Origin of the sequence: Bifidobacterium castoris (assembly GCF_003952025.1) — a bacterium.
GTDB classification, from domain to species: Bacteria; Actinomycetota; Actinomycetes; order Actinomycetales; family Bifidobacteriaceae; genus Bifidobacterium; species Bifidobacterium castoris.
This window is the reverse complement of record NZ_QXGI01000003.1, coordinates 18,793-42,581: the sequence shown is the minus strand read 5'-3', so window position 1 is coordinate 42,581 and position 23,789 is coordinate 18,793. Positions and strand designations below refer to the sequence as shown.

18 protein-coding genes are annotated in these 23,789 nt (G+C 61.6%); 6 read left to right on the top strand and 12 right to left on the bottom strand.

What is annotated here, in order from left to right; all coding sequences use genetic code 11:
• Nucleotides 1-41: 41 nt before the first annotated feature.
• The 5 genes from dnaG to D2E22_RS04310 form a co-directional block, all read right to left on the bottom strand.
• The gene (gene dnaG, locus D2E22_RS04330; protein ID WP_126031898.1) at nucleotides 42-2,108 is read right to left on the bottom strand and encodes a DNA primase; all 2,067 of its coding nucleotides are present in this window, start codon (nucleotides 2,106-2,108) and stop codon (nucleotides 42-44) included.
• An 88-nt stretch (nucleotides 2,109-2,196) separates the two neighbouring features.
• A complete protein-coding gene (locus D2E22_RS04325; RefSeq protein ID WP_126031897.1) occupies nucleotides 2,197-3,483 on the bottom strand; it encodes a deoxyguanosinetriphosphate triphosphohydrolase in 1,287 nt (428 codons plus the stop codon).
• Nucleotides 3,484-3,521: 38 nt separating this feature from the next.
• Nucleotides 3,522-4,889 carry an alanine racemase gene (gene alr, locus D2E22_RS04320; RefSeq protein WP_126031896.1) on the bottom strand — a complete coding sequence of 456 codons (1,368 nt, stop codon included), beginning with the start codon at nucleotides 4,887-4,889 and terminating at the stop codon, nucleotides 3,522-3,524.
• 91 nt (nucleotides 4,890-4,980) lie between these two features.
• Nucleotides 4,981-5,505, bottom strand: coding sequence for a GNAT family N-acetyltransferase (locus tag D2E22_RS04315; RefSeq protein WP_126032102.1), 525 nt, complete (start codon nucleotides 5,503-5,505; stop codon nucleotides 4,981-4,983).
• 124 nt (nucleotides 5,506-5,629) lie between these two features.
• Nucleotides 5,630-6,124: an S-ribosylhomocysteine lyase gene (locus D2E22_RS04310; protein WP_126031895.1), complete on the bottom strand. Its 495-nt coding sequence runs from the start codon at nucleotides 6,122-6,124 to the stop codon at nucleotides 5,630-5,632.
• A gap of 654 nt (nucleotides 6,125-6,778) precedes the next feature.
• On the opposite strand from D2E22_RS04310, the gene D2E22_RS04305 reads away from it, so the two are divergent.
• The 5 genes from D2E22_RS04305 (at nucleotide 6,779) to D2E22_RS04285 (ending at nucleotide 12,870) form a co-directional block, all read left to right on the top strand.
• Nucleotides 6,779-7,867, top strand: a complete 1,089-nt coding sequence (locus tag D2E22_RS04305; protein WP_126031894.1) for an iron-containing alcohol dehydrogenase family protein — start codon at nucleotides 6,779-6,781, stop codon at nucleotides 7,865-7,867.
• A 303-nt stretch (nucleotides 7,868-8,170) separates the two neighbouring features.
• Nucleotides 8,171-8,950 carry a HipA domain-containing protein gene (locus tag D2E22_RS04300; protein ID WP_126031893.1) on the top strand — a complete coding sequence of 260 codons (780 nt, stop codon included), beginning with the start codon at nucleotides 8,171-8,173 and terminating at the stop codon, nucleotides 8,948-8,950.
• A gap of 948 nt (nucleotides 8,951-9,898) precedes the next feature.
• Nucleotides 9,899-10,912: a hypothetical protein gene (locus D2E22_RS10660; protein ID WP_206431353.1), complete on the top strand. Its 1,014-nt coding sequence runs from the start codon at nucleotides 9,899-9,901 to the stop codon at nucleotides 10,910-10,912.
• 401 nt (nucleotides 10,913-11,313) lie between these two features.
• Nucleotides 11,314-12,120, top strand: a complete 807-nt coding sequence (locus tag D2E22_RS04290; protein ID WP_126031892.1) for a hypothetical protein — start codon at nucleotides 11,314-11,316, stop codon at nucleotides 12,118-12,120.
• 231 nt (nucleotides 12,121-12,351) lie between these two features.
• Nucleotides 12,352-12,870, top strand: a complete 519-nt coding sequence (locus D2E22_RS04285) for a GNAT family N-acetyltransferase (protein WP_126031891.1) — start codon at nucleotides 12,352-12,354, stop codon at nucleotides 12,868-12,870.
• 28 nt (nucleotides 12,871-12,898) lie between these two features.
• Here the strand turns inward: D2E22_RS04285 and D2E22_RS04280 are convergent, their stop codons facing one another.
• The 4 genes from D2E22_RS04280 to D2E22_RS04270 all read right to left on the bottom strand — a co-directional run bounded on the left by D2E22_RS04280 (nucleotide 12,899) and on the right by D2E22_RS04270 (nucleotide 15,899).
• Nucleotides 12,899-13,390 carry a Fic family protein gene (locus tag D2E22_RS04280; RefSeq protein ID WP_241218181.1) on the bottom strand — a complete coding sequence of 164 codons (492 nt, stop codon included), beginning with the start codon at nucleotides 13,388-13,390 and terminating at the stop codon, nucleotides 12,899-12,901.
• Between the two features lie 17 nt (nucleotides 13,391-13,407).
• On the bottom strand, nucleotides 13,408-13,920 hold the full coding sequence (locus D2E22_RS04275; RefSeq protein ID WP_126031889.1) for a type II toxin-antitoxin system antitoxin SocA domain-containing protein: 513 nt from the start codon (nucleotides 13,918-13,920) through the stop codon (nucleotides 13,408-13,410).
• A gap of 56 nt (nucleotides 13,921-13,976) precedes the next feature.
• The gene (locus D2E22_RS10485) at nucleotides 13,977-14,144 is read right to left on the bottom strand and encodes a hypothetical protein (RefSeq protein ID WP_164518415.1); all 168 of its coding nucleotides are present in this window, start codon (nucleotides 14,142-14,144) and stop codon (nucleotides 13,977-13,979) included.
• Between the two features lie 726 nt (nucleotides 14,145-14,870).
• A complete protein-coding gene (locus D2E22_RS04270; RefSeq protein WP_126031888.1) occupies nucleotides 14,871-15,899 on the bottom strand; it encodes a hypothetical protein in 1,029 nt (342 codons plus the stop codon).
• Between the two features lie 144 nt (nucleotides 15,900-16,043).
• Between D2E22_RS04270 and D2E22_RS04265 the strand changes: the two genes are divergently transcribed.
• Nucleotides 16,044-17,588, top strand: coding sequence for a DNA cytosine methyltransferase (locus D2E22_RS04265; RefSeq protein WP_126031887.1), 1,545 nt, complete (start codon nucleotides 16,044-16,046; stop codon nucleotides 17,586-17,588).
• On the opposite strand, the gene D2E22_RS04260 is transcribed toward D2E22_RS04265, so the two are convergent.
• The 3 genes from D2E22_RS04260 to D2E22_RS04250 form a co-directional block, all read right to left on the bottom strand.
• A complete protein-coding gene (locus D2E22_RS04260; protein WP_126031886.1) occupies nucleotides 17,578-18,783 on the bottom strand; it encodes an MvaI/BcnI family restriction endonuclease in 1,206 nt (401 codons plus the stop codon). The genes D2E22_RS04265 and D2E22_RS04260 overlap by 11 nt on opposite strands.
• 520 nt (nucleotides 18,784-19,303) lie before the next feature.
• Nucleotides 19,304-19,741: a (deoxy)nucleoside triphosphate pyrophosphohydrolase gene (locus D2E22_RS04255; protein WP_126031885.1), complete on the bottom strand. Its 438-nt coding sequence runs from the start codon at nucleotides 19,739-19,741 to the stop codon at nucleotides 19,304-19,306.
• Nucleotides 19,742-20,335: 594 nt separating this feature from the next.
• A complete protein-coding gene (locus D2E22_RS04250) occupies nucleotides 20,336-23,719 on the bottom strand; it encodes a family 20 glycosylhydrolase (RefSeq protein ID WP_126031884.1) in 3,384 nt (1,127 codons plus the stop codon).
• Between the last annotated feature and the right edge of the window lie 70 nt (nucleotides 23,720-23,789).

The window sequence follows — 23,789 nt, the reverse complement described above, 5'->3', positions numbered from 1 at the left end:
GATGCCCGCGCAAACCGCGGCCTTCCGCCGCGACTCACCCGTCACCCGCCGAAGATGCTCGCCTTGAGCTCCTTGCGCGCCGTCTCGAGATGCTGCAGCACGCCGAGCAGCTCGATCTGCTGCTTCGAGTCCTGCGTATGCGCGATGCGTCGCTTCGTCTGTGCGATCGTGCGCATGTAGCCGGCGTCGAGCAGACTCGCGAGCAGCTGGTTCGCGTACTGCCGTTCCGCCTGCGTCGCCTCGCGCAGCGGCTGCGTGACGACGCCGGCGCCCCCATGCGTGTCCTGCTCGCGCTGCACTACGCCCTCGTCGAAGGGTAACGGCAGTGGCAAGACAGCGAGTTCGTTGATGACCTGGCCGAGCATCGGGCCGCCCGCTTCGAGCAGATGCTCGAACCACTGCTGCTGCGTCGCCGAATCCGGCGGCAGCCCGCCCGCCACGTCGACCGCCTGATACAGCGTCTGGAACACCGGCGTCTGGAAGCAGTGCACGCTGAGGCCGCGGAACAGCTCGGCGTTGACGGCGCGCGGGATCTGGATGAGCGTCGCCATGAAATGCTGCTCGCAGATGAACACCGGATCGGGCACGCGGTAGAAGGTCTGCCTTTCGGCGTTCGCCTGCTCGATGAGCCGCGCCTGCACGGCGGTCGGCGCGCTCTGGCGCTCGCCCTCGCCGGAGCGCGGGTAGCGGCTGCGTCTGGGCGCGTACGCGTCCTCGTCGCGCACATGCAGCGCCTTGCGCGCCGCGATGACCTCGCGCCGCATGACGTCGAGGTCGACGCCGATCGCGCGCGCCTCCTTGCTGGCGTATTCATTCCACAGCGAACGGTCGCGGATCTGCGCGATGAGCGGCGCCGTCGCCTTGACGGCGCCCATCCGCCCGGTCGTGTACGAGGTGTCGAAGCGGTTGACGGCGGCGCCGAGCACGAAGTCGTACAGCGGCTTCGCGTTCTCGACGAGCGCGCGCAGTGCGTCGTCGCCGTGCCGGATGCGCAGATCGCAAGGGTCGAGGTTGTCCTCGGCGACGGCGACGAAGGTCTGAGACAGGAACGCCGTGTCGAGGCCGAACGCGTGCAGCGCCGCCTTCTGCCCGGCCGCGTCGCCGTCGAACGTGAAGACGATGCGCGAGCTGAGCGCCTGCCCCTCGACCTTGAGCGGACCGACGAGCTGCACGGCGCCGAGCGAGTCGTCGTGGATGAGGCGGCGCACGATCTTCGCATGCTCCTCGCCGAACGCGGTGCCGCATGTGGCGACGGCGGTGTCGACGCCGGCCAGATGCATCGCCATGACGTCGGTGTAGCCTTCGACGATGACGACCTGCCGTTTCTTGACGATCGCGTCCTTGGCCAGGTCGATGCCGTAGAGCACCTGGTTCTTGTGGTAGAGCTGCGTGTCCGGCGTGTTGATGTACTTCGCGCCGATCTGGTCGTCGTCGTACAGCTTGCGCGCGCCGAAGCCGAGCGTGCGGCCGGTCGAGTCGCGGATCGGCCATGTGGCGCGCCCGCGGAAGTAGTCGTAGACGCCGCGCTGGCCTTGACGTGCGAGGCCGGCGTCGAGCATCTCCTGCTGCGTGTATCCCTTGCCGGCGAGATGGCGCACGAGGTTGTCCCAGCCCTGCGGCGCGTAGCCGCATCCGAAGCGCACGCAGTCCTCTCGGCTGAAATCGCGTCCGCCGAGCAGCTGGCGCGCCGGCAGCGCCTCCTGCGTCGTGAGCTGTTCGACGAAGAAGCGCTGCGCCTCCTCGTTCATCTCGAGCAGCCGCGTGCGCTTCGAGCCTTTGCGCGCGTTGTCCGGGCCGCGCCCCTGTTCGCGGTGCAGGTCGATGTGGTATTTGTCGGCGAGCAGTTCGACGGCGTCGGGGAAGTCGAGGTTCTCCCGTTCCTGCACATAGCCGAAGACGTCGCCGGAGCGTCCGCATCCGAAGCAGTGCCACAGGCCCATCGACGGGCGCACGTAGAAGCTCGCCGTCTTCTCGTCATGGAACGGGCACAGGCCGGAGAACGAGCCTACGCCCGCCGGTTTGAGCGACACGCTCGCGGACACGATGTCGTACAGATCGGCCGCGTTCCTCACCTTGTCTATGTCTTCTTGCCTGATCAAGCCCGCCATGAGCCAACATCATATCAGCCGATCGTCATCGCCGGTCCGGCATGCACCGATGCTTCACGAACACGGCGGCCCACGCGCACGGCGACGTTCACGAGCACAGCAGCGTGTGCATCGTCATCGCCGACGCGTCGGTCAGGCTCGCGACCTGGTCGATCGCGACGCGCAGCCGGGCGCCGTCGTCGCCCGCATCCATCCAGTCCTCCCAGAACACGCGTTCCAGCGCGAAGGGCGGCGTCGACGGGTCGTCCATGATCACGTCGACGAGGTCGGTCACGATCCGCTGTTCGTCCTGCTGCATCGGCGAATGGTCGCGCGGCTCCATCAGATAGTGCACGGCGATGCCCTTGAGCACGAGGATCTCGTATCGCGTCTCGTCGGGCACGGCGAGCGCGCCCATGTACCGCGTCAGCGCGCCGGCGCCGTGGATCGCGCGCATCGCCGCCTCGACGCTCAGCGCGAACCTGCCGATGAGCATGCTCGTGACGTTCTTGAGCTGTGCGAGCGCGCGGCGGGAGCCGTCGAAGGCCTCGGGGAACGCGCCGATCGCTCGCAGCCTGCCGAAGGCGCGCACAAGCTCGCCGGGATCCCACTGCGGCCCGTACCATGCGTTGATCTCGCGCACGACGGCGTCGATGGTCCCCGCCCGGTTCAGCTCGGCCAGATCGGCGGCGCCTGTGGCGACCGCGTCCTCGAAGTCGTGCACGCTGTACGCGATGTCGTCGGCGAGGTCCATGACCTGCCCTTCGAGCGGCACCGTCTCCGCCGGCGCACCCTCCTTGAGCCATCGGAAGACGTCCGCGTCGTCCGGGTAGACGCCGAACTTGCGGCCGCGCTCGCCTTTCGGATGCGCGTCGGCGCGCGCGTAGCCCCACGGGTATTTGACGGACGCGTCGAGGCATGCGCGCGTGAGGTTGACGCCGGCCGGACGCCCCGAGGCACGGAAGATCTTCGGCTCAAGACGGGTGAGCAGACGGAAGGTCTGCGCGTTGCCCTCGAATCCGCCGATGTCCCTCGCGAGCGCGGCGAGCGCGCGTTCGCCGTTGTGTCCGAAGGGCGGGTGGCCAAGGTCGTGCGCGAGGCATGCGCAGTCGACGACGTCGGGGTCGCAGCCGAGCATCCGCGCGATCTGGCGGCCTATCTGCGCGACTTCGAGCGTGTGCGTGAGGCGTGTGCGCGCGAAATCGTCGGTGCCCGCGACGAGGATCTGGCTTTTCGCGCCGAGCCTGCGCAGCGCCGACGAGTGGATGAGGCGTGCGCGATCGCGTTCGAAGGGCGTGCGGCGGCGCGATTTGGGCGGCTCGGCGACCCATCGTTCGACGTCGTGCGCCGTGTAGCCGTCCGGCGCCGGGCCGCCGGCCGTCGTCTGCCCGTCCATAGGCTCCCCTCTCCCATTGAGCGCGCCGTGCGACTTCGTTACAGGATGCTCGCCGGGTCGAGTTTCGCGAGGTCGTCGGGGCCGAGCACCTCGGCCGCGTGCTCGTACAGCCGCGGGATGCGGTTGCGCAGGCATGTGAAGATCTCGTAGCTGATCGTGTCGGCGGCGCGCGCCCAGTCATCGGCGGTCGGTTCGCCGTACTGCTCGCCGCGGCCCGGCCCGAAAAGCTCCACGGTGTCGCCGATCGCTACGCCGAGGTCGTCGGCCATGCCGTGCAGGTCGATGATGAACTGGTCCATGCACACGCGGCCGCTGACGCGCATGAGCCTGGGGCCGTCCTTCGTCATGACGCGCACCGGACCGCCGGGCATCGTGCGGCCGCGCTCGCCGAGCGCGCCGATCGCGTCGGCGCCGGATGCGGAACGGTGGATGCCGTCGGCGTAGCCGACCGGCACGATCGCGACGCTCGTGCGGCCCTCGGTCAGGTAGATGCGCCCGTAGGACAGGCCGCTGTGCGCGTCGACGTCCTTGACCGAGCTCAGCTGCGCCTGCAGCGTCATCGCCGGCTTGAGCCCGTAGCGTTCAGGGCTGCCCATGGCCGGATCGGCCTCGTAGCCGTACAGGCCGACACCGGGGCGCACGAGGTCGTAGTGGATCGACGGACGGCTCAATGTGGCCGCCGTGTTCGCCAGATGCCTGATCCGCGGTTCGATGCCGGCGCCGGCGAGCCGCGCCGTGAACTCCTCGAAGCGCGTGATCTGTGCCTCGGTCTGCTCGACGAAGTCGGCGTTGCCCGGGGCATCGGCGACGGCGAGGTGGCTCCACTGGCCGACGATGTCGAGGAGGCCTTCGTCACGCAGCGCGACGAGCGCGCCGATCGCCTCGGGCAGGTTTTCGAACGTGAAGCCGTTGCGTCCGAATCCTGTGTCGACCTTGATGTGCACGCGGGCGGGGCGTCCCGCCTCGCGCGCGGAGGCGGCGATGCGCTCGAGCGCCGCCGTCGTGGCCACCGACAGGTCGATGTCCTCCTCGATGAGTTCGCGGTACGGCGCCTCGAGCGGGTTGTTGACCCAGGTGAGGATGTGCGCGCGATCGGGGCCGATGCCGGCGCGGCGCAGCAGCAGCGCCTCGCGCGCCTGCGCGGTGCCGAGCCAGGTGGCGCCGCCGGCGAGCGCGGCGAGCGCGGCCGGGATCAGGCCGTGGCCGTAGGCGTCAGCCTTGACGACGCCCATCACTGCAGTCTCTTCCCCCTCGCGGTTCACGACGTCGACGAGATGGCGCATGTTGTCGCGGATGGCGGCCAGGTCCACGATCGCCTGCGCCGGATACCGCCGGAGCGCGGCCCGGTAGTTGGCTTCGCCCTGAGGCGAGGAGAAATGCGGTTCGGCAAGTGCTTGTGCGGTCATATCCGGTATTGTCGCGCACCGCTGTGACGTCGGCGCCGGCGGCGGTTCACGGCATGCGAGGCGACGCAGCCGCCCTAGGCGCAGCGGCCGATCACCACTCGTGCCGCTGGTAGGCGATGCGCGTCGTGTCCTCGTCGCGGTCGAGCAGCTGGATCAGGCCGCAGCGCGCGAAGCCGCAGCTTTCGAGCACATGCTGCATCGCCTTGTTGTTCGGATGCGTGTCGACGCGCACGTTGCCGTAATGCTTGAGGCACCATTCGACGCAGTCGCGCGCCGCGTGCCGCACGAGACCGCTCGACGCGATCCGGTGGATCGTGACGTAGGAGGCGTTGTCAAGCCACGCGCCGTTGATTTTCACGTAGGTCGGGTCGATGCCCGGGCACACGGCGAACTGCGCGAGGACGCGCTCATGGCCGCCCACCGTGTCCACGAGCAGCATCGTGCGGTGGTTGGCGATGTCGTCCTTGACCACTTCGGGTCTGGGGAACGTGCTGCCCCACTGCGTCGGGTTGCCGTTGCGCGCCATCAGTTCGCGCGCGCGGGCGTAGTTGCGTTCGATCTGCGGATAGTCCTTCATCGTCGCGTGGCGGAACCGTCGTATCGATGCGCTGGCCATTGCCTCTTGTGCCTCTCCCTTGTCGTCCATGCCATTGCCGTCCATGCCATGTTCGGCGGATTCGCCGCACCGTGTGGGGCGCCCGACCATGACGGGCGTCCGCGCGGCGGTTCGGGCGGCCGTCTCAGACGATCCTGCGTTCGAAGGGGTCGGAGCTGATGCCTTGCGCGAGGATGTCCCTCGCCCACTCCTTCGCCGTGAACAGGCTGTGATCGCGGTAGTTGCCGCAGCTCTCGACCGTCGTGGCCGGCACATCGTCCCACGTCGCCTCGTTCGCGATGAACTCGAGCGACTCCTTGAGCGCCTTCGCGACGTCCTCGGTCGAGTGCTCGCCCCAGGTGAGCAGGTGGAAGCCGGTGCGGCAGCCGAACGGCGAGCAGTCGATGTAGCCGGGGATGCGCTCGCGCAGCAGCACGGCGATTGTGTGCTCGATCGTGTGCAGGCCGCCGGTCGGGATCGCGTTCTCGTTCGGCTGGACGAGACGCAGGTCGTAGTTGGAGATGACATCGCCGTTCGGACCGGTCTGCGTGTCGATGTAGCGCACATATGGCGCCTTGACCTTCGTGTGGTCGAGCTGGAAGCTTTCGACGACCGGCTTGTCCTGCTGCTCCTGTGCCATGGTCTCCTCTTTTCGTTTCGTCGTTGTTCGTCACGCCGTTTGACGGTCGCGTCCCGGCGGACCCATGCCGCCCGGATGGCGCGATGCGGGACGCCGCGCGGATGGTACCGCCGCCTTGTGATGACGTCCGGACGTCGGGCGGACGTCATGCCGGCGCCGTCCGGGCGCATGCCAACCCACAGTGTATCGCCGCGAGTGTATCAGCGCGCGGACGCACCGGACGCATGGCGGGACGCCGCGCATCGTCCTTCCACTACGCGCGGCCGGCGGCCAGGACGCCGCGACGGCGCGCGCACGGCGCGCACCCTCGTCTCCGGCCCGGCGCACGCTTCGGCGTCGCCCGCATGGGCCCCCGAAACGGCAAGAAATTAGACAGATACCACTCCGGCACCCTTTTCTCCACCCGAAGCGAACACCAGTCGTCGGTATTCATAGTATGGCCATCAACGCGTCGGTACGCCACAAGCTCTTCGCCGTCGCCAGCAATGCATCAGGTCCGCAGCCGACCGCATGCGGCGCCATGTTCCATCAGAACGTTCCGCCGCAGACGGAGGCAGCCCTCCACTGAACGCCGTCCGTCGCATGCGACGCGCGGACGGGCCAACGAGCGTTTCCCATGGAGGAAACACAAGAGACAAGAAAGAAGAGCTTCCCATGGCCACCTTCGTCCAAGACACCGATGTCCGTCCCGGCCCGAACCGCTACGTGAGCGATCCGGGAGTCGCCAAGATCGTCCCGAAATACCTCGAGGACTACGACCATCCGGTCATCATCACCGGCGTGAAGTCTGCGCAGGCGTTCCTGGACTACACCGGCGCGGACGAGTTCTTCGCGCCGGCGCTGCGCTACGACGGCACATCGAGCGAACGCAACGCGCGCGAACTCGCCGAGCAGGCGAAGGCGCTCGACGCGGATGCGATCGTGGCGATCGGCGCCGGCAAACTGTCGGACACGGCGAAGAACGTCGCCGAGATCCTCGACGTGGACCTCGTCATCGTGCCGACGCTCGCCTGCGCGTGCGCCGCCTACTCGCCGTATTCGGTGGACTACGACGACGAGCACCGTTTCCTCGGCGTGCCGGTGCATCCGAAGAACAGCACGGCGCTGCTCGTCGACGCGGCGATGATCGCGCAGGCGCCGTCCGAGAAGTTCGTCGGCGGCATCGGCGACACGCTCGCGAAGTTCTACGAGTCCGACCCGGTCTTCGCGCAGGCGGACGATCTGACCGTCTTCGACAGGCTGTCCCGGCACAGCGCGCGTCTCGTGCGCGACACGCTGCTCGAGGAGAGCGAACCGGCGCTCGAGGCGCTGCGCGCCGGCGACTACGACGACGGGCATGTGCGCACGCTCGTCGACACGATCATCGGCCTGGCCGGCACCGTGGCCGGCTTCGGCGGTGTGCGCGCCCGCGAATCCGGCGCGCACACGGTGCACGACGGACTGACGCGCATTCCCGGGTCGGCCGAGACGATGCACGGCGAGAAGGTGGCGTACGGCGTCATGGTCCAGCTCGTGACCGAAGGCAAGGAGGACGAGGCGCGGGCGTTGCTGCCGTTCTACGACCGCATCGGGCTGCCGCATTCGTTCCGGCAGATGAACCTGCCGTTCACCGACGAGAACCTCCAGACCGTGGCCGACTTCGCCGCCGCCGAAGGCTCGCCGTTCCACGCGGCCGTGCCGGACGTGACCACCGAGCGGATCATCGAAGCGATGCAGGTCGTCGAGGGCTTCGCACAGCCGTGATCCTCCGTCCGGGCGACCTCCGAGAGGCGCTCTTCTGCTGCTATGCTCGGGTATGCGGACGAGGATCCGACGGGAGGTGAACGGTCATGCGGCGCAGAATCATCATGAACCGCACCCACGAGACCTTGGCGTTCGATTTCGACGAGCGCACCGGGCATCCCGCGGGGCACCGCCGCGGTAATCGATGAACGACGCATACCGCCGGAATTCACCACGCATGGCAAGCGCGCCGTCTACGCGCATCGCGTGGATTCCTGGTGGCGAGGAAGGGCGATTCCCTCCACGCGCGACGGCATTACCCGCGTGCTCACTGACCTGCGTCTTTCCAATACCGTCGAACTGCTCGACCGCACCCGCGGCCTGAGCCTGTCCGACCAATACTGGGTACGGGATGCGGACGAGGACGTGTGCTGGGAGGACATCAACTTCTTCAACAACACCTTCCCCGAACAGCTTGGATACGCGTTGCTGTCCGAACGCTCGTCGTCGCATCGGTTCAGTTTCGACGCACCCGACGCATCCACCGGCGGCGACTTGCCGAAACGATGGACGGTAGGAGCGGACGGGACACGACTGCTCATCAAGGCCGGCCGTACCGGTCAGGAACCGATCAACGAGCTGATCGCTTCCCGCCTCGCGGGCCGTCTGCATATTCCCGCCGTACGGTATACGCTCGGCGAATACGACAACCGTCCCGTCTCAATCTGCGCGGAGATGCTCTCGGACACCGAGGAGCTGATCAGCGCATGGCAGGCGTTGGGCACCGTAAAACGGGACAACCGCCTGTCCGCCCGCGACCAATGGCCTGCCGCCGCATCCGCATTGGGCGCCGATGCGCAGGATACGTCCGACGCCACGGAAGACTGGCTGCTCATCGACTGGCTCATGCGCAACATCGACCGCCATTACAACAATTTCGCGTTGATCCGCGATGTGGAGACCCTTCACGTGCGTCCCGCTCCCCTGTTCGATACGGAGACTCGCTGTGGGCCGGCGAACTGCGCATCAGCAATGCGGACTACAAGACCAGACCGTTCTTCGTCACAACCACATCCCCCACGGCGCGCCGGCAGCTGCATCTGATACGCCATTGGGACCGCTATGACCTGGATGCACTGGACGACTGGCCCGAGGACGTTGCCCGCCACTTGGGCCAGTATGGCCTCATGTCGGAAGCCCGGATCCGCCTGATCCGACAGGCGCTGCAGGAACGCGTCCAGCAGGCGAAGCAGGCACGCGACCGATAACGCACGCCGATTCGGCCGATGCACCCCCACCGTCCCCTCGGCATTTCTTCCCTGAACTTCCCATTATCTCATCCGTTTCGCCATCCTTCCCTTAGACGCCTCCCACAAACATGCGGGGCAAGGCATGGCGGCCGCGCCGACCGGCGACGATGCCCAGACCCATGATCCAGCGCATCTTGGCTGAAAAGGAGCTTTTTCTTTGCATGCCCCAAGTATGAGGCTTCGGAATAGCATTCTCTCGGGGACCGTATCTGGGCTCCTCGCGGAAAATGCTCCTTTTCAGCCGAGATACATCCGAGCCTTGGATGACGCCCCTCGGGCATCCTTGATACCGTCCTTCCGCTCACCCCTGCCGGCGCATAATCCCCGATCCACATGCCTTTTGATTCAAGGCTACGTCTGTGCGCCACCTGAGAGCCTCTTTCCCGAACGGCTCCGCGTCACAAGACCGCCAAGCATGCGTCTGCAGAAACCAAAGATCGCGCCAATCCGTTCGCTTCCACAGCCTTCGTCGTCCCGTCCTCGATCCCCTCCCCTCATTGCACCAAGCCACGCAACCGCTTCCCCTCCCGCCGTCCGGCACGCCACACAATGCCACACACCCATTTTGCAAAATAGTCATTTCTTATTACTATGTGTCATATTGCATCGACGATGACGCAACACAACCACACTGTGGCGAGGAGGGCAACGCGTATCGCACAACCGGAACCATCCAATGCACCCCACCGCACATCACTACACATACCAAACAACCAGTACAGCAGAAGGGACCTGAACGACCATGGACGACAATACCACCACACCAGGCACCAATCCCATCAACGAACCGCCCTACGATTCCTCCATCAGCGAATCAGTTGCGCCCGCGACGCAGGCATACAACGCCGAACAACCCAGTGCCCACCCCGATTTCCGGCAATACATGAACACTGCCCCATACCAGCAGGCCGTTCCCGACGTTTCCACCTCTCCACCGAATCAGTTCGCCCCCACACCAAACGGTACAGCCGCCGTCCATAAGTCAGGGTTGACGAAATGGGTCCATGCAGCATACATCAGCGCCATCCTCATCCTCGCCGCCCTGCTCGTCTACTCGCTTGTAGCTGGCGGCAATCTGCGCACGCAACTCGCAGAGGAGCAGGCGCAGGCACAGACCGAGCAAGCGGATTGGAAGAAAAGGAACAATGAACTCGCCGAGCGCTATGAGACGCTGAATTCCGACTATCTTGCGCTCAAGGACGAGATGGAGAACGGCAGCAGCCGGATGCTCATCGACGTCAAGAACGCCTACGATGCCGAGGACTGGAACGGCACGATCGAGGCCGCCAATCAGCTGCACGAGAAGTACAACGGCGACGCAAAGGATCAGGAGGGACAACAGCTCAAGAAGAAAGCCCAGCAGAAAATCGACGAGGCGAAAGCCGAGGAGGAGAAGAAGAAGCAGGAGGAGGAACAGAGGAAGCGTGAGGAGGAGGCCAGGGGGTACGACACCGGCATCACCTACGATCAGCTCGCCCGCACACCTGATGACTTCCTCGGCAAGAAAGTCAAGTTCACAGGTCGTGTCGTGCAGGTCGTACGCGGCGACGAGACCACCGACATCCGACTGGCCGTTGACGGCAACTACGACACGATCTTGTACGGCACCTTCTCGAACGATCTGACGAAATCGCGCATCCTCGAGGACGACACGATCACGATCTCCGGCACATCGCTCGGCGAGTACAGCTACAAAGCCGTGCTCGGCAACACGATCTCGGTGCCGCTTGTGGCCGTCGCCAAGATCGACCAGTGATGGTAGGCAATCAGACAACGACCATCCGCGAAGCGGCGCCAGCATCCTGTATGATGCATGGCGCCGCTTCCGTTTTCCACCGTTTCCTCCACATCCGAGGGCATCCTCCGTTCCGTTATCCACCGTTTCCACATGTTTCGTCGACGCGACTGACGTGCCGGCACGAACCCGCTAGAGTCGGCACCACATTCGGTTCGACGACGGGACGGAGGACGATGACCTCGCATTTCGAGACTCCACAGGAACGGCAGATCAACCAGCTGAAGACATGCATGCAGTCCGAGCGGCATTGCAGACGCGCCACGGCATGCATCTTCACATTGACGACGGCGCTCCGGCTACTCGGCGTGGACTGGGATCCAACCGCCGCCATCGCGTCCAGACCCAGACTTCACGCCAACATGTTGCAGATCGTCGTGAACCATCGCAACAACAAGGGCCGTGACCGCGCAGCCCAGATCCGCCCGGGCGTCACACGACTCAGCCCCACCGCCGTCTTCGTCAGCGGCGTGTCGATAGAGACGACGGAGATCGCCGAAGGCATCACCTGCACGACACCCGCATTCACCTGGTTTCTGTTCTCACGGTTCCTCGAACTCGAGGATCTCGTGATCCTAGGCGATGCGATGATGCGCCGGAAGACGCTCCACGAGCCGCTGACGTTGAACGATTTCACCGAGTGCATCGCCCGCATCGAGCATCATGCGCACAGAGCCGGGTTGCGGCCGCCCAAAGGCATCGCCCAATGCCGCAAGGCCTTGGATCTGATGGAGGAGCGTACCGATTCCGTCATGGAAAGCGTTCTTCGGCTCACACTCGAACGCCATGGACTCCCGCGTCCGGCGGTCAACCTTCCGGTACGGCTCCACGATGGCCGACTTATCTATCTGGATCTCGCGTTTCCCGATGCGAAGGTGGCCGTCGAATACGACGGCGAGCACCACCGGGAGCAATGGGAGTTAGATTCACTGCGGCGGTTCAGGATCGAGGAAGCCGGCTGGGTTTATGTGCAGGTCATAGGCATCGGATTCATCACGGATTCGGACAAAAGGCGCGTTGCGGAGCTCGTCGCGAGGCACATCCGCGAGCGCACCGGCGAAGACTACCTACGGGACACCCCGCTCGCCCTTGATCTCGTCCCGGATAAGCGGCGCAAGGCATGGCGGCCGCGCCGACCGGCGCCCCCACCCACCGCCTACGACCCGTGATCCGGCGTATCTCGGCTGAAAAGGAGCATTTTCTTTGCACATCCCAAGTATGAGGCTTCGGAATGGCGTTCTCTCGAAGGTTGTATCCGGGCTCCTCGCGGAAAATGCTCCTTTTCAGCCGAGATACATCCGAGACGCATCCAAAAACCGTCCGGATGCACCCCTCAGATGCCCCAACCGCCCGAGAACGTACACGCCACCTCGTCCGCCCCCGGACCATACGATGAACCCATGACCACCACTGCGCACACTTCGAACGCGCCGATCACGCCGGCCATTTCCCCCATCCGCCGCGCCAGGCTTTCCGATTCCGCCGCCATCATGGACCTATTGCGTCAGGTCAACGATGTGCACGCCCACGGCCGCCCCGACCTGTTCGTCGAGGGCCGCACCAAGTACACGACCGACGAGCTCGCGCGGATCATCGGCGACGACGACCGTCCGATCTTCGTCGCCGCCGACGAGGACGGCGCCGTGCTCGGCTACGCCTTCTGCGTGCGCGAGGACCATGCGGGCAGCAACAACCTGCAGCCGATCGCCACGCTGTACATCGACGACATCTGCGTCGACGAGGCAGCCCGCGGCAAACACGTGGGCACCGCGCTGTACCGTCACGTCCTCGACTACGCCCGCACGCACGGCTACCACAACGTGACGCTCAACGCCTGGGCCGCGAATCCCTCTGCCGTCAAGTTCTACGAGTCGCTCGGCATGCGCGTCTACAAGTACGGCATGGAGCAGATCCTGTAGGGATATAATTCGTTCACTATGCGATCCCCTACCCCACTCGCACCGCGTGCCCGCGCAGGAAGCCGGCGAGTTCGTCCGCACCGCCATGACCGGTGACGATGTCCTGCACCCACTGATACAGCTCGTTGCCTTCGGCGTCCCCGGCATCCGTCGCCCGTACGTCCCAGCCGCGCATCGCGAGGATCGCGAGCGCCATCTTCACGGCCGTGCGCTTGTTGCCGTCGGGGAAGATGTGGTCTTTCGCGAAGCGCGTCGCGAAGTCGGCGATCTGCGCGAACACGTCCGTGTAACGCTGCCGCGGCGTGACGCCGAAGAAGCTCAGGAAGGTCGCGCCGAGCACCGACTGCACGCGTCCGAGGATCCTCTCGTCCACCGATGCGGGCGCGGTCCGCGTGATGTCGAGTCCGGTGCCGCGAATCGTGTCCAGATACACTTCGAAGATCGATTCGGCGATCGCGTCCATCTCCATCACGTCGCCGTCGAGTTCGATCGGCGCGACGTCGCTTTCCGCATCACGCATGTTCCGCTCTCCGTTCATCACGAGTTCTCCAACAGCCGCAGCGCGTTCGGGTATTCCCGCGTCACCTTGTCGACGCAGCCGGCGAGCGTGCGCGACGGCACCGTGCGCCGCATGTCCGCCGACACGAGGATGTCGTCGACGTCGACCGTCGCCGATCCCCTGTCCTTCGCGCACCGCCATGCGCCGTCGTCGGCGCACGACATCTCCAGCAGATCGATCGCGGTCAGCGCGCCGAGCGTATCGACGACATGCGCGATGATCCGCTCCGCCGATTCGTCGAGCGCCGACTCCTGCCATTCGTCGCGCTGCCGTATCATCCGCGAGCCGAACGGCGCGTATTCATCCCACACGTCCGTCTCGATGGGTCCGCACTCCCCGACGGCGATTGCGTCCGCGAACAGCGGCTCGCCGGTTTCACGCAACGTCTCGATCTGACACCAGTAAGTGAGCAGATTGAGTTTGAGATTCGTCAGGAACCGTTCGCTCCCGTATGCCGCGACGATCCGCCGTGCGACCTGCAATGATGACATTGTTTCACCAATCAGTTGTTCCGCTTGCTCCACCGTACCGCCGTATACATCACGACCTACACGATACGAATACCGAAGCTTGCGGTGAACGCAAGCGCGAAATCGGCAATCTGGTCGAGCGTCATCGTAATCCCATGCAGAGATTCCGCATACTCAATGCGGCGCAAATGCGCACCGCGCAGATCGGCATACCAACTGCGGTGTACTGCAATTGAGCGTACCACAATTAATCGAATCGATATGCGCGCTTCGAAACGCTACACGAGCCAATTACACACCTACGATTTCGAATTCGTCAATCACACAATCGACGAATTGTACATCGCATCATTTGGCATCGCACAGGTTGAGATAGCCAACGTGACAGTCGCGCATCGCCAAATCCATCGCAACGAATGATCCGAAGCGGTCACTTGTGAGCATACAGTCCGCAAATCCCTATTTCTGCTATATACAGCCATGCAACATTACATTATTCTGCGAATATCATATGACCGATATACCCTCAACCGAACGTCAACGACGCTTGAATCCGCTCGAACATGCAGTCAGAAACGTGGCGAGTGGCGCATTGAAATCATCGCCATTCTGGTCGATACAGTAGGCGGAATCACAAGCGCCCCCATTTCAACAATGCCAATCATGCTTCACATAGATACTCCGCGGGCTCAAAGCACGCGATGGACGGTGCTTTCGCCTCATTCATAACGTTCGTGCGCGACGCCAGTTTGCTTATCTCACTCCACCTATAGCGTTTCACCACCGCGTTCCACATATCGCTTTGAGTGGGGTGACGCCGGCACAACTCCACGCTCAATAGTTTCACGAGCCGCGAACCCATCTCCATGAGCCAAACAATTCCAACATCATCTCAGGTAGATTCACACACAACTTAACACGGACGAAATACCAATAAATTTTGAATTCTTAATCTTTCACTAGATAATAATCTATTTGACGTCAAATAATGTGCGAGGTTGAACACCTATATTATTTTCCAGTTTAATAATTGTTTCAATAAATCTATTTTCTTCAGTGTTGTTATCCAGCATTGCCTGATGATGCTCTCGATCTAGATTCGCTTCCATACGAGCAATTCCCAAAAATTCTTTTTTTATTCGCAGCGTATGAGCTAAGAACGGAAAACTCTTCCCTTCACTTTGCATATATCCAAGAAAACTCGACATGGAATCAATCCATACTTGGTCTCGCGCCGTGACAAGCACAGCGCGTGCAGGTCGATTTCGCCATCTTTCATCCACAACTCCCTCTTTTCCCATTCTATAACCATCAAGAACAAACATGAAAAAACAATCCCATGCAGAATTCCATGCCTTATCCGCAATAGCCATATCGCGCTTGTCCATCTTCAACAATGAGCGCGCACTGTTATGCTCGTCAGCCTGCCCAAGGAATAAAGAGCGAGCAACCATCCTCGGATAAGCCGAGACGCAACCCAACTCATCCCTCACCCAGCGACAATGAGCAGAATAAGCATCCCCTCTATTCTTTCCATTTTTTTCATATGTCATTATCGTATGAAGATTTGTTCCATACATTATATATAATACACTTGGAAAATCTATGGACGCCTTAATTTCATCTTCCGTAAGCTGCGCGAATCTTCCTCCAGTTTCCCTACCAACCATCGTAGATCCACGAGAAAGCATCTCATCTATTTTCCCCAAATCACTATTCCACATCGCATAAATTGCATCCATCATCCTTCCCGCATGAGCGGCATCATGCTTCGTTCTTCTAAAGCAAGTCTCCATAAGCGCATAGCGATAATCGACTTCATCAACTCTTTCGAACTTATGTAAAAGAGTACAAAGATTATCGCAAGATTGCTTAGATAATCCTTTATAATAAAATTTGTCTATATCAATTAATATATTAGAATCTAAAATGATAACATCTGCCTCAGACGAATCAAATTCACCTGTAGTTATAATAGAATATTTACCTATTCTCTGCATTCTCAAGTCTCCATCTGGCCTGTTTTTTTAGCTCATGCTTCATCCGAACGGACAGCAACACATATGCTCCCTCATCAATGTTATAAGATACCAGACCAACGTCCACCTGGACTTTTCTCAGTTTCTTTCCTATACTGAACTGTCATGCACACCTTCATCGAACTTTTCGCGGGATGCGGAGGCCTTAGTCTTGGCCTCCATTCCGCCGGTTTCGGGGAGTTGCTCGCCAATGAGCTCTCCCCCATGCCGGCCGAGACGTTTGCCCTCAATCTCATGGGCGTCGACATGCGATCTCCGGAGTTTGCCCAGACCAAACCATCCGACCGTCCCGTTCTCTGGCTCGATTCGGACACCGACGACGTCATTGAACGTCTATCAGACAATCCATTCGAACGACCGCAAACCGACATGAGCGAAGTCGGGAACGCGGATGACCTCACTGGTCGTCTTATCGTCGGGGACATCCGTCGACTGAACCAGTTCATCGAAGACCGGCATAGTCCGCTCATTCACGGGGAAGTTGACCTCGTCTCCGGCGGACCACCTTGCCAGAGCTTTTCGCTTGCCGGACGTCGCGAACTCGGCAACCAGCGCAATCAGCTACCGTGGGAGTTCGCGAAGTTCGTCAATTTCCAACGCCCGCGTATGGTGTTGCTGGAAAACGTGGAAGGCATCCTCCGACCATTCAAAGAGGAATCGAAGACCTACTACGCATGGTTCGAAGTCTGCAAGGCGTTCGCCTCCATCGGTTACGTCACCCGTCCGCTCCTGATCAACGCACGTTATGCGGGCGTGGCACAGAATCGTCCGCGTTTCATCATGCTTGCAATTCGCGAGGATCTCGTGGACCAGCTGTCCGAAGAAACTTCGGAATGGTTCAAGCAGGGCGAGCAGCTGATCGAAGCCGTCAAGAACAACGATGCCGATTATGATAAGGATCATTGGTCCTATCGCGACCTCACCACGCCGGAATGGCAGAAGGCCGCCGAGAGTTCCGTCTTCGCACCGCTCGTCGCATTCCATGACGACGCAACGCAGCACACCATCGAAGACGCTATCGGAGATCTGCAGGATGAGAATTCAGCTCCGCAAAGTCAGTATGTTATCGATCTGAACTCTGAACTCGGCACGCATCTCGCCAATCCCGAGCATCCGATGCTCAATCGGCAGCACCCCAACAGCACGCCACGCGTGCGAGCGCGGTTCCGCATCTACCAGATCATGGCAAACACCACGAAACCGATTGCGGACGAAATCAAAAATGTCATGCGCGGCACTTCAGACGAACTATCCGCCGAAGCCGTCAACGCACTGAAGGAAGGACATCTGCTCAAGTACGACAAGCCCGTACCGAAATCGAAGAAAAGGCTCGTTGAATATCTCGCGGGCCTGAAGACGAAGAAATTCTCCCAGCGAGCGCTGCGCCGCGGCGTTCCGGCGCCCGCCGCCTTGTCCATTCCCGACGACGTGTGCCACTACACCGAAGCGCGCACGCTGTCGGTTCGAGAGATGGCACGAATCCAGTCGTTCCCCGATGCATTCGAATTCCGCGGCATCACCACGACCGGCGGCCTGCGGCGACGCTATCAGGTGCCGCAGTACACGCAAATCGGGAACGCCGTCCCACCTCTCCTCGGTAAAGCTCTGGGAGAGGTGGTCAATAGCATTCTTGACGAAATCAAAGGATGAACTCCTCAGGAGTAGCGAACAATAGAGGCAGATTCTTCTTCTCTATCTTGAAGAGCGCTCCATGATCCCTATATTTTCCGGCCTCCGTGATGTGAGCAGCGAGATCGACGGTAATCACGCCGGAGGCCAGCAACGGGGTCAGCAGCGCCGTATTCGGATTCTTGGTGTAGAGGATTTTCGTATACAGGAAATGCTCTACACCACTGATCGTCTCCGATTCAGCGGTGACCCAGAACGTGCGCGGATGCTTTTGCAGCAATCGTTTACGCAGCTCCGACATATCCCACCAGCTTACCCGCATCTGCTTTCCAGTCTCGGGATCCTGATGCAGGATATACAGTCGATCGCTCGCCTCATCCACATCGAGCAGCAACCCATATCCATTGACATGCGCCACTCGGAACGTCTCATAAAGCTGGAATCGCGGCTTGTCCTTGTTCCGAGGAATCTGCATTTTGCCGTATGTGTCAAGTATTTCGCGGTACTTCAACCCGCCATCGGGCACCTGTGAAAACAGAGTACTTCTCGTCTCCCTCTTGGTCTTGCCGTTGCGCTTGGCTCGTAGCGTCTTGAGCTCAATGCCCTTGTAGTCCGGGTTCTTATCATTGTTCCGGTTGATGCCGAGCGCATGCTCAAGTGTATCGCCAACGCCGGGATCTCCTTCGGTGACCGATGGGAGGAATCCTTCATCGTGAATCGCCTGAATCTTCCTGAGCAGTTCTCGCTCGATGATACTTCCCTCGGTATCATCGGCGGTCAGCAAGCTATGCACATACCCGCCATCGATCAAAGACTGGGCGATGTCCGGATTCGACAAATCGATTACATAGATGACACCATCGATCACAACAAGTGCGAGAAGGTTATACGGGTCGCAGTATTGCTTGAGCCCCGAGAACCATATGCGCGGATCGCCATGCTTCGTCTTAGGTCTGTACAGTGACGCCTCAGTCTTCTCCAGATGGTCGGGATATACGAAGCAGGACTCGACTTTCTTTTTGTTGTCCGGTCCCTGCAGTTGCTCCTCGTAGACATGCACCCTCGCATCCTCAAGAAGCTCGCGGACCGGAGCCGTCGCATCCATAATTGACTTCGTGTAACCCGTCTGCGTAGGCACTAGGAACGCAACAGGAATGTTCAACTGCGCAAACTGAGCCAGAAACGGCTCCAGCGGCACATCAGCGGCACTTAGCACAATAGCCTCCCTTCATAGAAAGGTATGATAGCAAGAGACGTCACCACCTAGTCAAATTAGATGACAGTATCCTGACATGGCATTAAATATGATTCAGTTGAATCACTCGACCAACCACCTCTCCCCCATTCGACGAGATTGATGGCTTTAATCAAAGATGGTGAAACAACCCTCTCTTATTCACAGATGACGACGACGAAGATCTATAGGGTTTACGAAAACAATCGCGAAGTAGCCAGAGCATTATCTCCAGCAGCACTTTATCCCTAGAGCTCTACACAAAACCTTTATCTAAGTATGCTTTATTTATTGATCTTTTCGAAGTTAGAGAATCAAACCAAAGACAGAGGACGTGAAGTAGAGCAGTAGATTTATTAATTCATTACTACGAAAACAAATCTTTAGTAGCATTCACCAAAGACGAGACCACAGAATCATTCCGATCTTCAACAAAGTTCACATATATCTCAAGAATTGACAAAAGAAGACACCCTAGAGTTATAAAGCAGAAGTTATATCATTATATATAATTCTTATTAACCCTTTCAAGTCTCATTGAAATCAGTTCCACCGCATCGTAATCGACCGGCGCCCAGTTGAGCTGCGGCATATCGGCCGGATTCATCCATTCGATGCGTTCATGCTCGGTCAGCACCGGCACGCCTTCGATCAGATGGCACAGGAAGGTCGTCAGCTCCACCCTGCCGAAATCGTAGAGGTGGTCGCTTGTGCAGATCTCCTTGTCGACGTCGATCTCGCACAGCAGCTCCTCCTCGATCTCACGTCGGAGCGCCTGGCGCGGCGTCTCCCCCGCTTCGATCTTGCCGCCGGGAAACTCCCAGTATCCGGCGAGCGACTTCCCTGCACCCCTTTGCGCGCACAGCACCTTGCCGTCCTTGACGATCGCCGCGCCGACCACGCGGATCAGTCTCGGCTCATTCGGTTCGTCAGCCGTCATATATCCCCTTTCATGAGCAATGGTCGGATCCAGGATACAACGCGAAGCGGCAACACCGCGGCCATGAGGAGTCCGTCGTCGCACAGCTCGGTTTTTTTGAATGAACAATCAAGCTGTGCATCCGAGTGAGTCGGCGCTCCCCGCACACATCGGACGGAATCGAATAATATGGCACAATCAATCCACGCATACGCACATGAATGCACGTCGCTGAACACAATCGCACGGTCTCGCCGATGTCGACAGCCATATGCGGCAGGCGTCGGCGCATAAATCAAGAGTTCGGACGAAGAAACGATTTATGCGCGCACTGAGATGTGTGTACAATTCCGAGACGCATCCGCGCGCCGGAGATACATACATACGCCGATCAGATGGAGCCGGGGCGCAACATGCGCGCGGCAGAACACGATGCGCCGCCAAACAAATGCACACCGGTGCGGCGCCGCATGCACCCGGATGCCGACGCCGTCACGGCATCATATGAACGGCGATCGCGGCGCATGCATACGCCGGCGCAGCCCCCACCAAGCAAAACAGTGGGCGGAACGCTTTTGACGTTCCGCCCACTGGTCATCACTTGTCCGGCGTGGCTCACTCGTCCATGTCGCGGATGTGGCGCACCACCAGAACGATGACCGTCGCGAGAATCGCGCAGATCACAGCGACGAGGCCGATCACGGACACCGACGAGCCGGTGTTGCCCACGACGGCGGACTGATCCGGCGTGTCGGAGGACCGCGTTTCAGCAGGCTTGTCACCGGCGTCGCCCGGCGCAGGCTGCGCCGCGGCGGCGGCGTCATCCTTGCCGCTCTTGTCGTCGGTCGTCGGTTTGGCGGCTTCGACCTCGACAAGGGCCTGACGGGCGGCGACAAGCTTCGCGAGGACCGCGTCGACGGTCTTCTGGTCGGCCTTGGCGTCATCCAATACGCCGCGTGCATCGGACAGCGCGGCGGCGAACGGGGTCCAGGTCTTCGCCGTGTACCCGACCGCCTCGAGGCCGCCGGCACTGTCGACCTCGGCGCGCAACGCGTCCTTGTCCACGGTGCCCGGCTGTGGCGTAACCTGCTCGACCGGGTTGTCGGTCGGCTGGTCCGGTGCGGTCAGATCCTGCGCCGCTTCAGTCACGTTCGCATGCAGCTCGGCGATCGACGTGTACGCGTCGAGGCCCAGCGAATCCGGATAGTTGCTGAGCACCTTGAGCTTGACGTAGACCTTGCCTTCGGGAATCGAATCGGGCAAAGCGACGGTCTGACGGCTCTCGCTGCGTTCGAAGGCGCCCTTCGCGACCGGCGCGCCCCACTGGGCGTCCGTCATCGCGCCCACGCTGACCGCGGTATCGGCCGATACGACGTAGATCTCGTAGTCCTTCGCGATGCCCTGCATCTTGTCCTGCCGCGCCGTCATGTCAATCGATGCGATGCGCCTGCCGTCCTCACCGGTCTTGAAGGCGATCCAATGTGGAACCGGATCGTTGGCCGGATTCCACTTCGTATGCCAGAACGTCGCGAGATCCCCGTCGAAGGCGTTGCCGATCGGCGCATGCTCGGCGGCATCGTCCTGCACCGAATCCGCCGCGTATTCGGAGGCGTCGACGGGCGCCGGCAGCGGCTGCGCCGTCGAGCCGTCGAGCGTCACCTTCGCGACGCCGGTCGCGCCGGTCTTCGACTTCGCGGTGAACGAGAGCTCGGCGATGCCGTCCTTCGTGTTGGCAACGCGGAAGATGGCGCGCGCGGTCTTGCCGGCGGGAATCGACTTGAGGTCGACATGGTCGGGCATCACCTTCCAGCCTTCGGGCAGTTCCGGCGTCACCGTCACGTCGCCGGAGGCGGCGTCGCCGGCGGCCGTGACCTCGACGGTCACATCGACCGGCGCGGACGGACGCACTTCGCGCGACGAGGCCGTCGCCTGCACGTCGAAGCGGCCGACGATGTCGAAGAGCGCGTTGTCGGAGACCAGATCGGCCGGGAACTGCGCGACGACGCCCGCCTTCGGGGCGACGTCGCCGCCGAGCGCACGCATCTGGTCGAGATCGATGTGCGATTCCTTGCCGGTGGCGACGGCGAGACGCTGCTGCGTCAGCGCCGGCGCGAGGGAGAAGCGACCCTTGCCATCGGCGCGGATCTGCCATTTCTGCACGTTGCGCGTGCCGTGACGGGCGTTACGCTCGGAGGCCCAGCTGACGCCCATGTCCTGGCACGCGGCGAGTCCGGGTCGCGCGCCGACTTGCGTGACGACGTTGAGGTGCTTTTGGATAAGGCCGTCGCCGATGCCGGAGTCCATGACGAGGCATTGGCCGCTCGCATCGTCGCGCATCTGGTAGTAACCGTCGGAGGTAGCCGTCAACGTCCACGGGCCCGCCGCGACCGATGAGAGCTTCGGGATGTCGTAGGTGCCTGCGCGCAGCGGCTGGTACACGTACTGACGGTTGGCAAGCGGCTTGCCGATCGCGTCGATCGTCGACTTCATGCCGTTCCAGTCCGCCCAGGGGCGCGACGCCGACCATGTCATCTGCGCGATGAAGCGCAGGCTGTCCGAGATCTGCTGCTCGACCTCGTTCTCGGTCATCCAATCCGAGGTATCCGGCCAGATTGAGACCTTCGCGCCAAGCAGATGCGGATTGTTCGGGTCGACCTGACGACCGCCGTCGAAACTGCCGACGTTCCAGTTCGCGTCGTTGTACAGCGCCGCCGAATTCACCGAGTAGCCGGTCGCCGAGCGCGACCAATACAACCGCTGGCTCGCGTTGACGACGTCGCTGCCGCTGTCGAGCAGGTCCTGGGGGCTGCGTGCGCCGGCCGCCGAATACCAGTATTCGACGATGATGTCCTTGTCGAGCGTGACGTTCTTCGTCGTGACGATGCCATCGTTCCAGATGCGCAGATGCTTGCCCTTCGCCTTCACATAGTCGTTGATGTGGTTGATGAAACCGGTGAACGCGTCGTTCGGCGTCGCGCCCGCCCCGTAGGTGTCAACCGCGTACTGCTGCAGCTTCGGGTAGTTCGCGTAGCTCGACGCGATCATGTACTCGTCGGCGCCCATGTGCCAGTAGTCCGTGTCGAAGACGCCGTCGTATTCGTCGATGAGCGTCTCATAGAAACGCACTGCGTCCGGATTCGTGATGTCGAGACGGTCGGCGCTCTTGTTGCCGTTGCGGTCGGCGAGCTGGTACTCCGGATAGTTCTCAAGCCAGATGTTCATATGCCCCGGGGAATTGATCTCCGGGATGACGTCGATGCCGTAGGAACGCGCCTTCTGCACGAAGGCCTTGACGTCGTCGCGCGTGTAGTATGACCATGTCGCTGCCTTGCTTGTGTTCGCCTCCTCGGGTTTGAGTTTCATCTCCATGAGCACCGTGTTGAGGCGCAGGTCGGCCATGTCCTCGAGGAAACGGTTGATCCAGTCGGTCGACATGTTGATCTGGCAGGCGCACAGCGTCGCGCCGCGTTCCGCGTACTTCGGCTTTGATGTGACCTCACCGGCCGGGATCGTCAGCACACCTTGCCGCAGCATCTGCGAGACGGCACGCGTGCCGTAGAACACGCCGATATCGCTTGCGCCGATGACTTTGAAGCCGTCCTTGCCGATGCGCAGCGTGAAGCCTTCGGCGCCGAGCTTCGACTGCTGCGCGGCGTCGGCGACGAGTTCGATGTCCTTGTCGGTCGCGGCGCCGCCGGCCGCGGCGACGTCGACATCGGTGAAGGCGGACAGTTCCTGGGCAAGCGCCTGCGCACGGTGGGCGAGCGCGTCCGCGGCGACGACATGCGCGCCTTCGCCGAGCGTCCAGGTGCCGTCGCCCTGTGTCCAGCCATCGAGGCTCGGCACCGTCTGGGGACGTTCGACGGTTGATGCGGCTGCGTTCCAGCCGGCGGCGCCGTCCTCGGCCATCGCCGGGGCGGTCGCAAGGCCGGCGAAGGCCATCGTGGCGGCGGCTATCAGCGCACACAATCCTCGCGCCTTGAATCGAAGTTGTTTCATTACAGCCTTTCGTCTGTCGCCCGTCGTGAACCGTCATGGGCGGAGCATGGCGGGCAGTATGAATAAGTTG

What these genes read in the sequence shown, in the direction of transcription:
- D2E22_RS04315 (WP_126032102.1), bottom strand. Translation starts at nt 5,505, where the DNA reads ATGGCCAGCGCATCGATACGACGGTTCCGCCACGCGACGATGAAGGAC.
- D2E22_RS04270 (WP_126031888.1), bottom strand. Translation starts at nt 15,899, where the DNA reads ATGCAGAGAATAGGTAAATATTCTATTATAACTACAGGTGAATTTGAT.
- D2E22_RS04280 (WP_241218181.1), bottom strand. Translation starts at nt 13,390, where the DNA reads ATGCGTGATGCGGAAAGCGACGTCGCGCCGATCGAACTCGACGGCGAC.
- D2E22_RS04250 (WP_126031884.1), bottom strand. Translation starts at nt 23,719, where the DNA reads ATGAAACAACTTCGATTCAAGGCGCGAGGATTGTGTGCGCTGATAGCC.
- alr (WP_126031896.1), bottom strand. Translation starts at nt 4,889, where the DNA reads ATGACCGCACAAGCACTTGCCGAACCGCATTTCTCCTCGCCTCAGGGC.
- D2E22_RS04305 (WP_126031894.1), top strand. Translation starts at nt 6,779, where the DNA reads ATGGCCACCTTCGTCCAAGACACCGATGTCCGTCCCGGCCCGAACCGC.
- D2E22_RS04265 (WP_126031887.1), top strand. Translation starts at nt 16,044, where the DNA reads ATGCACACCTTCATCGAACTTTTCGCGGGATGCGGAGGCCTTAGTCTT.
- D2E22_RS10660 (WP_206431353.1), top strand. Translation starts at nt 9,899, where the DNA reads ATGGACGACAATACCACCACACCAGGCACCAATCCCATCAACGAACCG.
- D2E22_RS04275 (WP_126031889.1), bottom strand. Translation starts at nt 13,920, where the DNA reads ATGTCATCATTGCAGGTCGCACGGCGGATCGTCGCGGCATACGGGAGC.
- D2E22_RS04290 (WP_126031892.1), top strand. Translation starts at nt 11,314, where the DNA reads ATGTTGCAGATCGTCGTGAACCATCGCAACAACAAGGGCCGTGACCGC.
- D2E22_RS04285 (WP_126031891.1), top strand. Translation starts at nt 12,352, where the DNA reads ATGACCACCACTGCGCACACTTCGAACGCGCCGATCACGCCGGCCATT.
- D2E22_RS04310 (WP_126031895.1), bottom strand. Translation starts at nt 6,124, where the DNA reads ATGGCACAGGAGCAGCAGGACAAGCCGGTCGTCGAAAGCTTCCAGCTC.
- D2E22_RS04255 (WP_126031885.1), bottom strand. Translation starts at nt 19,741, where the DNA reads ATGACGGCTGACGAACCGAATGAGCCGAGACTGATCCGCGTGGTCGGC.
- dnaG (WP_126031898.1), bottom strand. Translation starts at nt 2,108, where the DNA reads ATGGCGGGCTTGATCAGGCAAGAAGACATAGACAAGGTGAGGAACGCG.
- D2E22_RS04325 (WP_126031897.1), bottom strand. Translation starts at nt 3,483, where the DNA reads ATGGACGGGCAGACGACGGCCGGCGGCCCGGCGCCGGACGGCTACACG.